Raw genomic sequence first — 9,036 nt, 5'->3', positions numbered from 1 at the left:
CACCCCCCGCCTGCTCACCCTCACCGACGCCCAGCGCGACGAGGTCGACGCCCACTGCGCGCCGCAGACCCCGAGCCTGTTCGTCGCGGTCGCCGACCGGTGGGGCCTGCAGGTCCTGCTCGCCGGGGAAGACGGCGGGGGGATGTGCCGGACCTTCAACGGACCTGCCGCCGGCGTCGACCTGACCGGCATCAACGGCCCGATCCTCTGGTCAGGTGGTCGCCATGACCTGACGAAGCCGCCGACGAGCCCCGTCGAGGTGTTCAGCTCCAGCGAAGACGGGTCCGGCAGGCTCGGCGCATGGAACGCGCGGCAGTGGGCCGTCGGCCAGGTGTCCCCGCAGGTCGCCCTGCTCGTCGCCACGGTCCCGACCGGCGACGCCGTCGTCGTCCCCTTCGAGCCCTCGACCGGCGCGTTCATCACCCGTATTCAGATTACGACCTCGGATCTCGCCCAGTACCAGTCCATCGGCCACATGCCGCTGACGTTCTACGCCTACGACTCCGCCGGCACGCTGGTCGCCCAGTCCACGGCCACCGGCTGCGGCCAGACGCCGATATGCGGCGATGGACCCCAGGCCCAGGCCCAGCTGCCCTCACTCGTGTCGGCGCCGCCGGCGGCGCCGACAGCGGGCCTGGGCAGACCCGCCGCCCCCGCGACCCCCGCCGCTCGCTGAGCGAAGCGGGTAGAACGAGAGCTACCGGTCAGCTGTGGATCGTGCTGGAGGTGAACGTGGTGGAGGTGGACGTGGTGGACGCGACCGAAGAGACCATGCCTGGCGGCTTCGTGAACACGGTCGTTCGGATCGGCGACACGGTGCGCAGGCCGCGTACGTCCCGGTCCGACTTCGTCCACAGTCTGCTCGGCTTCCTCGACCGGCAGGGATGGCAGGGGGCGCCGCGGTTCCTCGGCGTCGACGAGCAGAACCGGGAGATCCTCAGCTTCATCGACGGGCACGTTCCCTGGAAGGCCGAACACGCCCCCGCCGTCCGGTCTGACGCGAGCCTGCTCCGGGTCGCCGAGCTGGTCCGCGAGTTGCACGACCTCACCGCGGGGACACCGCTGGCCGGCGGCCACGACGTCGTCTGCCACAACGACCTGTCGCCGAAGAACACCGTCTACCGCGATCTCGGTCAGCAGCCGCACCCGGTGGCCTTCCTCGACTGGGACCTCGCCGCACCCGGTGAACGCATCCACGACGTCGCCCACCTGTGCTGGCAGTTCCTCGACCTCGGCCCGTCGACGGCCGAACCGGCCGAGGCGGCCCGCGGGATCCGGCTGATCCGTGACGCCTACGGGCTGACCGGACACACCCGTCTGATCGAAACGATCCTCTGGTGGCAGGACCGTTGCTGGCGCGGTATCGAGGCGGGGGCGATCGCAGGTGAACCCGCCGCCATCCGGCTACGCGACGCGGGCGCCGTCGACCAGGTCCGTGCCGCCCACCGCTGGGTCTCCGAGCACCGCACCCGACTCGCCTAGCCACCCGGCGCCGCCCCAGGGCTCGCATGTGCATGCGTCACGCCGCGAGCTCCTGTAGGCGACAAGCACGAGAGCATCGGGGGCGGCGAGCTTCGCCCGCACCCGGGCTATCCGCGCAGCGTCGGGAGGTCGTCCCCGGGCACTGTTGGCCTCACGCCAGACGCCCAGCGCGGCGGGAAGATCATCGCTTTGCGCGAGACGAACCACCACCAGGTCTGGTTCCACCACAGGTTCCACGGGCTACAGGATCGCCGCTCCGAGCAAGTAGTCACCCGGATACCCAACATCTGGGGCGGGTTAGCGTGTGGTTGTGCTCAGTTGGGATCACAACGCCTACTACCACCGGCTGCTGCTGCGCCAGCTGCCGCAGCCATGCCGACAGGTGCTGGATGTCGGCTGTGGCGCCGGCGCGTTCGCAGCCCGGCTCGCCCGGCACAGTGAGCAGGTCGACGCCGTCGATCGCTCCGCAGGGATGATCGACGAGGCCAGGCGTCGCACCCCCCACACCGTGCGCTGCGTTCTCGCCGATGTGCTCGCCGACCCGCTGCCGGGCAACGACTACGACGCGATCGTCTCGATCAGCGCACTGCACCACATGCCGTTGCAGGACGCACTTGCGGTGCTCGCGGCCGCCCTGCGGCCCGGAGGGGTCCTCGCAGCCGTTGCCATACCCCGGACGGACCTGCGCCGGGAACTGCCTGTCGAGATCGTCGCGGCCGTCGGGCATCGCCTGCTTGGCGCGATGTTCTTCACGAACCGGCTGCTGGGAACCCAGGGCTGGTTCGCGAAGGACCCTGCGCGCGCGAGCATGCCCATGGTCACGGATCCGCCGCTGACCACCCGCCAGGCCGCCCGCCAAGCCGCCGCCGTCCTGCCCGGCGTGCGCGTGCGACGGCTGCTGTTCTGGCGTTACCTTCTGGTCTGGCACAAGCCGATCACCCCGGAGAAAGGAATCATCGACGGCGCCCACCGCGGTACGTGCGCGGTGGGCGCCGAACTAAGCGATCAGTTACCTGTCGTGACGGCAGGCGAGGTGGGTGATCGGCCTCGCGGCCTCGCGGCGACGCCCTGCACGATCGCCGCGGGCAGCGTGTGTGCGCAGGGCGTCGAGCAGCGCGTCCCTGCGGGTGTGGTGGCGGGCCCGGACGAGCCGGATGTGCCGGTCGTACTCGCCGCTGGCGAGCAGCCGGGCGAGCACGAGCTGGGGGACGGTCGGGCTGCCGATCCGCACGCCGTCACGGTCGACCGGGATGGGCGCGGCGCGCAGCCCACGGGTGCGCGCCAGCCACGGGGCTCGTGCCTCCCGTAGCCGGGGATGTCCCCGTGGGTCGCCGTAACCGAGATCGTCCGGCGGGGTCTCGGTTAGCCCCGCCCGTTCGGCGCGCAGCCAGGCGCCGCACGGGAACGCGGACAGATCCGGGACACCCGGCGAGAGGTCGATTGAGGACCCGCCGGCGGTGGGCCAGGGTGTCCTCGGCCAGCACCCGCTCCCCCTCATGGTCCCCGAGGGCGCCGAGGGTGATGGTGAGGGCGTAGGCGGGTGGCCAGGGGTGTGGGCGGCGGGGTCCTCGGCGTTGCCGACCTCGCAGGCCGGGCGGGTTCGCCGGGGAACCGCGGCTTGGCCGTCGGTGTCCCGCGCTCGCCGCGGGCCGCGGCTGTCAGCCGGATGGCCGCAGACGCCTGGTCGAGGTCGAACAGGTCGACGTTGACCAGCTGACCGAGCAGCTTCGGCCGGTCGAAGTCCTCCACCCGGAACACCAGCAGCCTGCGCGCCCGGCCGGAGGGATCCGCGGCCCAGGCGGCCTGCCACTCCGCCTCTGCGAACGCCGAGGACACATACGCCGCCGACAGCACCGCCACCGTCCGCGCCGCCACCCGCGCGCCCTGGTGCACTCGGTGAGCAGGACTGTTTCCACATGGTCTCGAAGGAGTGTGGCTGGTGGCCTTCCCAGCCCATCACCGCCTGGATCACCCGGTGCACCTCGGCCAGCGTCGCGCTCGAGAGCACGTGGACGCGACGCCAGACCCGTAGCGGCCAGACATCACGCAGGGTTACTCCTAGTTGGTGCACACTCACCGGATCGCCGTAGTAGGCGGGCCCCGGCCGGGAGGGGCTGTGACGGCGGGTGGTCACGACGACGGGAAGGACCGCACATGGACCAGGACGGTGCGGGGACGGACGGTGCGCCGCGGTGCACACGCTGCGGGGTGCTACTCACCCCCATGGGCATGGGTGGGTGTGTGCTGTGCCTGTCGGGGCCGGTATGGCCGGGCGACGGCTGGTCGGAGCAGGACGACGAGACCCCGCCGGCCTGCCAGGACTGCGGCGATCTGCTGATCCCCGGAGTGAGCGCGCTGCCCCCGGGAGTCCCGGGGCGGCGGGAACGCTGCCAGGTGTGCGCGGCGATCGGCCCGTGCCGCGACTGCGGGGATGCGATCGTCTGCGGGTACAACGACGTGCCCGGCGTGGTGGTCGGGAGGCGGCTGTGCCGCGACTGCGCCCCCGACCCCACCGGCGAAGACGACCTCCCGGTGGGCGTCGACACGGCCGGCGACGGCCCCATCCTCTGACGGTCGTCACGCGTGACGACCGTGGATCGCGTGGCGTCCGCGACCAGGTAGGGGCCAGCCGACCGGCCCCGGGCCGGGGAGCTGGGCGGGAGCCGGGGAGCTGGGGGGAGCCGGTCGCGCGCGGCACCACCGGTGGCCGCGAGCGGTGACGTGGGACGGGTCCGTGAGGCTGGACGGCCGCTACCGTCTCCGGCGGGCCCCTTGCCGGTGGTCGGCTGGCGGGGCGGCGCCGGCGCCGTGTTGGGTATCCCGAGTGTCCCGTTCAGGCGAAGATGACGAGCCGGAGGGCCATCAACCTGAAGTCCGTCATCTTGACGTGGACGATTTGACCTCGGAGCGTCCGGGTTTAGTGGGCGGATTCGGTGGATCTTGGCGGCGCGAACGGCTTCAGGTCGAAGTGGTCGCGGACGGCAAGCGGGACGTGCTGGAGTGGCGGCTTATCCGCGTTGCTCTGGATGCGTTACGCATCGAGAACCAGCAACTCCGCGACGCGCTCGCACACGTCCACGGTCCACTCCGAGCAGCCCGAACCGATCTTGGTGTCGAGGAGGTCTCCTGATCTTCGGGATACCCTCGGCCCATAACGCGCCGGAACAGATCGACACAAGTCACGTGACACGCGCATAGCTTGGATGTTATTCTTATGATCGCTCCGGCTCGTCCTCGGCTCTGGACACGGCATTCCCCGAGGACCCTCTGACAAGGGCCGAGAAGCTTTTGCAGTGCCTACATTCCCGGCGGGCCTCCGGCACCGATGTCATCGGTGTTCTCCTCGGCAATCGAGACGAGCCCTGTCCGATCGACCCTCATGCTGCTCGAGTACGCGCCCATGGTCTGATCCGTCAGTGTCCTTTCAACCCAGAAAGCTGAACAATTAATGTTCATCTGGCCCCGAATGACCACTGGACCCGAACGTCTCATGTTGGAGAGCTTGCTCGACCGCAACCGGCAAGCGCTCATCGACACCGCGCGAGGGCTATCCGAGACCGACGCACGGCGGCGCCTGGTCGTCTCACTGACCACACCGATCGGTCTGATCAAACACGCCGCCACCGCCGAGCGCATCTGGTTCCAACGCACCCTGCTCGGCCTGGACGAGTCCGCATGCGACGGCTACGCCACCGGCGACGACGGCAGTTTCGTTGTCGCCGACGGCGAAACGCTGGCCGACGTGATCGCCGAGTTTGAGCGTGCCAGCGAGCGTTCCCGCGTGATCGCCGCCGACTTCGAGCTCGACGACACCAAGGCGCACCCCCGCGCTGGCGATGTCAGCCTGCGGTTCGTCTACCTGCTCCTGGCGGACATTCACTCGTGGTTAGGCTCGGGCAAGCCGCCGGTGGATGCGGGTTATGAGCCTGTCGACGTCGGCGACCGCCTGGACGGTGCGGGCGACGGCCTTGTCGAGGTCTTGCGGCGAGGTTCGTTCGTCCTCGCGAGCGAGGTTGAGTTCGACGCGGAGCTGGTTGAGTGTGACGCGGGCCTGGAAGAGTTCGGCTTGCAGGCTGCCGAGGGCCTGGTACTCGGCTTGTTCGGTGATGGTGTTCAGGATGCGGGCGGCGTCGAGCGCGGCTTGGGCGCAGAAGCCGGTGGGAGTGAGTTCGGCCAGGTCTGCGGCGGCGGCGAGTCGTCAGGCGATCACACCCCGTACACCCCGTACACCACGTCCGTGGACTCCACTTCGGCGCCACGTCGGCCGCCGATGCGACCCACCGAAGAAGTTCGCCCTCGCCGTGGCGAAGTCCCGCAGCGCCTGCTGCTGCACGATCACACTGCCCGCCGCCAGCCAGTCGCACGCGCCCCGCGCCGCGGTCGACTGCCGATTCCACTCGGCGTAACCGGGGGCGGGGCCACACCGCGGGTTCCACCACGACTGCTGCTCCACACACAGGTTCCACACGAACCGCGCATGCCCACAATGCACAAGAAGAACATCTTCCTGCGCCGCATCGGGATACAGCCGGAACCTCGACACAAACCGATCCTAACCCACCAACAGGACCGTGGAGAAGATAGTCCCGAGATTCCCGGACAACCCACGATCCCAGATCACCGAAACCACCAAAGAAGACAACTATTCCCCGGGCAGAGAAATCATCCACCTGTTACATGCCGCGTTCGCACGGCGATTCGCCTGACGGCGCATCGCCTATCCCTGCCCCGCTCCGCGGGAAGCCGGACTCCTCCCCGGCGTGACGGCCAGGGCGTCCCCCGGAATTCTCGGTGATCCGCACCTAGGACTCGGGTGGTCCCGGGACGGGCGGGGGCGTGTTCCTCGCGATGATCAGGCGGGCACAACGACCGTGTGCACGATCTTGTCGGCGAGTGTCTGCCGTTTGGCGTCCCACAGCGGGAACAGGAATCCGACGTAACAGATGATGCCGTCGACGCAGTGGCAGAGATCGCGGGCAAGCGCCATCGCCGGTCCGATCGGCTGGCCGGTGACCTCGCTGACGAGTCGGATGTTCAGCGTCTTCTTGCCCAGCGTCTGACCGGTCCTGCCGCCCTGGATCCATCGGTTGTAGATGACCCAGCCGAGCAAGGCCAGCCAGAGGATCACCAAGAGCGCCACCGCCGGCCCGCGGAGTATCGCTCCGAAAAGCCCCAACACGACGATCTGTGGCAATGTATCGATGAGGTATGCGCCGACTCGCTGGCCCCAGCTGGCGTAGGCGCCTGGCCCCACCGGCTGGCCGGGCCCGTACCCTGGCGCGGGCTGTGGGTACGGGTTGGGCTGGTAGTAGCCGGGCTGCTGGTACTGGCCGGGCTGCGGGTACTGGCCAGGCTGCGGGTACTGGCCAGGCGGGGGCTGCTGGTACTGGCCGGGCTGCGGGTACTGATCGGCCTGCGGGTACTGATCGGCCTGCGGGTACTGGCCAGGCTGCTGGTACTGGCCGGGCGGGGGCTGCTGGCCGGGCGGGGGCTGCTGGCCCCACTGCGGGGGATACGCCTCGGACGGGGGTGGGTTGTAGCCGGTCACGATCGACCTTTCTGAGAAGAGCGGTCCTGCATGGATTGGTGATCGCCTAGATGAAGTGGTACCGATGCAGCTGAAAGAGCCAGCTGAGAGCTACGACGACGTATGCCGAGTACCGGGTCCGCGCACGCGCGGCGGCGGACCAGGGGCGTGGCGGTGGCGCCAGGCCGAGGAGCCGGGCCGCCAGGATCGGCGTCGTCGCGGTCACCAATGCGGCCGTGAGATAGACAAGAGGGCTGGTGCTGGCGGCAGCCGCCCATTCGCTACGGGTCAGCGCGACCGTCGCGGTCGTCAGCCCGCAGAACGGGCATGGCAGGCCGGTCAGTGTGCGCAGTGGACAGGGAAGGCCCCGCCCGCCCGTGCGCGCCATGATCGTCGGGTAGATCGCCCCGATCAGGCCCGCGCCCAGGCCGGCCATGGTGATGTGCTCGGGAACCGAGTACATCCTCCGCAGCATCGCCGGCATCCCCCCGTTTACTCCGCAGATGGCATTCGCCGCATGCTAGGTGAGGCCATACCTATCTGCAATGTCAAAAATTTGACGTTTTCATGATTTACGGGGTGATCGGTGACCGCAGCGAGAACCGCGCTGACAACCAACCGATGATCGGCGCATGTGGGTGACTCAGACACGACTCATGGTCACGATGGGTGGTGCCGGGTGCCGGGTGCGGTGGTGTCGGTGGCTGGCCCCGGAGTAGCTGACGGCGTCCCTGGGGGACCGCCGGGATACGGCAGCAAGAGGCAACGGATGACCGTAGCCCCGGTGGCGGGACATAGGGGAGTCGCCGAGTAGCCTATCGATCACTGTCAGAGGTGCGGGGTGGTCGGTGGCGTCGATCGAGCGGACGGCGTATCCACGGTGCACGCGGACGGTGTCGTCGCGGGAGTTGCAGGACGCGTTCACGCCGAGCGGGGACGAGATTGCCTGGGCGGTCGAGCGGACCTCGACGGGGCAGCATCGGCTGGCGCTGCTGGTGTTGTTGTTGAAGTGCTACCAGCGGTTGGGCTACTTCCCGACCCTGACCACGGTGCCAGGAGACGTGGTCGGCTATGTGCGCCCCCAGCTGGGGCTGGACGCCTCGGTGGCGGCGGAGCATGACGCGCCGCGCACGACGACGTGCTGGTCCGGGAGCAGCTCGGGGTCGGGGGTCGAGGAAGAACCGAGCAGGAGTGAACGGCTGGCGCGGCCGCTGAGGCTTCGCTAACTGGCGCCCGGCCACGTGACCCGAGATCACGGGAAGGCACGTCACGCGCGAGGTTCTGCCCTGCTCCAGCGGAAGGAACGCGCTGACGGAGCTGAAGGCGACATGACGGGCGGGTCCATCAGCGAGCTCAGCCAGGCCCTGGACGCCGCGGGTGTCGACCACACCCTGGCCAACAGCCGAGGCTGAGGCACTCGACGTCGTCGCTCACATCGGCTCCTGGTCCTCGGCGCGAGGACGAGCTCATCGGCGGGTGCCCTGCAGGTTCAGCAGCAGGTCGGCCACCGCGGTGGGCTGGGACAGGAAGGGGTGGTGGCCGGTGTCGAGTTCGACGACACTCCCGGCCCTGAGGGCGAACTCGCGTTGCAGCCGGGCGGGGGTGCCGTTGTCCTGGGTGCAGACGAGGTAGGTGGAGGGCACCTGGTGCCAGGCGGCCGCCCCGACCGGCTGCCCGGTCACCTGGACGCTCTGGCGGGCGAGGTGGGCTGGTGCCTGCGTCTGGACGTCTGTGTCGCAGTCCGCCAGGAAGGTGTCCACGAGTAGTTCGGGGCGGACCCGGAACGTGCCGGTGTCGGGGTCGACGTCGAGGAACGGGGCGGGGGTGCCGTCGCCGAACTCCGACAGGCTCTGCCCGACCTCGGGCAGGTAGCTGGAGATCAGCACCAGATGGCGCACCGGGCCGACCCCCGCGGCCGCCTCCGCAGCCACGATGCTGCCGTAGCTGTGGGCGACCACGACGGTGGGTTCGTCGCTGTCGTGGAGCACGTGGCGCACGGCGGCGACGTCGTCGGCCAGACCCGGCCC

General features: G+C 69.5%; 8 protein-coding genes and 5 pseudogenes. 7 read left to right on the top strand and 6 right to left on the bottom strand.

The features are described from left to right. From NBZ85_RS22670 to NBZ85_RS33855, 3 genes and pseudogenes are all read left to right on the top strand, one after another. Positions 1–676, top strand: a pseudogene (locus NBZ85_RS22670) (hypothetical protein); the annotation flags it as partial. Between the two features lie 41 nt (positions 677–717). Next, the gene (locus tag NBZ85_RS22665; RefSeq protein ID WP_261560542.1) at positions 718–1,482 is read left to right on the top strand and encodes a phosphotransferase; all 765 of its coding nucleotides are present in this window, start codon (positions 718–720) and stop codon (positions 1,480–1,482) included. A gap of 304 nt (positions 1,483–1,786) precedes the next feature. Then, positions 1,787–2,791 carry a class I SAM-dependent methyltransferase gene (locus tag NBZ85_RS33855; protein ID WP_261560541.1) on the top strand — a complete coding sequence of 335 codons (1,005 nt, stop codon included), beginning with the start codon at positions 1,787–1,789 and terminating at the stop codon, positions 2,789–2,791. Positions 2,792–2,976: 185 nt separating this feature from the next. Here the strand turns inward: NBZ85_RS33855 and NBZ85_RS22655 are convergent. Then, positions 2,977–3,384: pseudogene (locus tag NBZ85_RS22655) on the bottom strand (TIR domain-containing protein); the annotation flags it as partial. A gap of 25 nt (positions 3,385–3,409) precedes the next feature. Further along, positions 3,410–3,553 (bottom strand): annotated as a pseudogene (locus NBZ85_RS33310) (IS1096 element passenger TnpR family protein); the annotation flags it as partial. A gap of 83 nt (positions 3,554–3,636) precedes the next feature. Here NBZ85_RS33310 and NBZ85_RS22650 point away from each other — a divergent pair. The 3 genes and pseudogenes from NBZ85_RS22650 to NBZ85_RS22640 form a co-directional block, all read left to right on the top strand. Beyond that, complete coding sequence (locus NBZ85_RS22650) at positions 3,637–4,053, top strand: SIR2 family protein (protein WP_261562552.1); 417 nt, start codon at positions 3,637–3,639, stop codon at positions 4,051–4,053. Positions 4,054–4,369: 316 nt separating this feature from the next. Further along, the gene (locus NBZ85_RS22645; RefSeq protein ID WP_261560388.1) at positions 4,370–4,612 is read left to right on the top strand and encodes a hypothetical protein; all 243 of its coding nucleotides are present in this window, start codon (positions 4,370–4,372) and stop codon (positions 4,610–4,612) included. 318 nt (positions 4,613–4,930) lie between these two features. Further along, positions 4,931–5,335, top strand: a pseudogene (locus NBZ85_RS22640) (mycothiol transferase); the annotation flags it as partial. 369 nt (positions 5,336–5,704) lie between these two features. Here NBZ85_RS22640 and NBZ85_RS22635 read toward each other — a convergent pair. The 3 genes and pseudogenes from NBZ85_RS22635 to NBZ85_RS22625 form a co-directional block, all read right to left on the bottom strand. After that, positions 5,705–6,025 (bottom strand): annotated as a pseudogene (locus NBZ85_RS22635) (helix-turn-helix domain-containing protein); the annotation flags it as partial. A gap of 309 nt (positions 6,026–6,334) precedes the next feature. Continuing rightward, a complete protein-coding gene (locus NBZ85_RS32805) occupies positions 6,335–7,030 on the bottom strand; it encodes an RDD family protein (protein WP_261562551.1) in 696 nt (231 codons plus the stop codon). Between the two features lie 46 nt (positions 7,031–7,076). After that, complete coding sequence (locus tag NBZ85_RS22625) at positions 7,077–7,484, bottom strand: DUF2752 domain-containing protein (protein ID WP_261560714.1); 408 nt, start codon at positions 7,482–7,484, stop codon at positions 7,077–7,079. 373 nt (positions 7,485–7,857) lie between these two features. Here NBZ85_RS22625 and NBZ85_RS22620 point away from each other — a divergent pair, with 373 nt between their 5' ends. Then, complete coding sequence (locus NBZ85_RS22620) at positions 7,858–8,235, top strand: DUF4158 domain-containing protein (protein ID WP_261560713.1); 378 nt, start codon at positions 7,858–7,860, stop codon at positions 8,233–8,235. A gap of 240 nt (positions 8,236–8,475) precedes the next feature. Here the strand turns inward: NBZ85_RS22620 and NBZ85_RS22615 are convergent. Continuing rightward, on the bottom strand, positions 8,476–9,036 hold a 561-nt coding region (locus NBZ85_RS22615), incomplete at its 5' end, for an alpha/beta hydrolase (RefSeq protein ID WP_261562550.1).

Source organism: Frankia tisae (genome assembly GCF_025403405.1).
In the GTDB taxonomy this organism is placed as follows: domain Bacteria; phylum Actinomycetota; class Actinomycetes; order Frankiales; family Frankiaceae; genus Frankia; species Frankia tisai.
Note: the sequence above shows the minus strand (reverse complement) of the source record. Positions and strands in the feature narration are given on the sequence as shown.

Bases quoted from the DNA above. Each gene is read 5' to 3' on its own strand.
- NBZ85_RS22625 (WP_261560714.1), bottom strand. From the start codon at position 7,484: ATGCTGCGGAGGATGTACTCGGTTCCCGAGCACATCACCATGGCCGGC.
- NBZ85_RS22650 (WP_261562552.1), top strand. From the start codon at position 3,637: ATGGACCAGGACGGTGCGGGGACGGACGGTGCGCCGCGGTGCACACGC.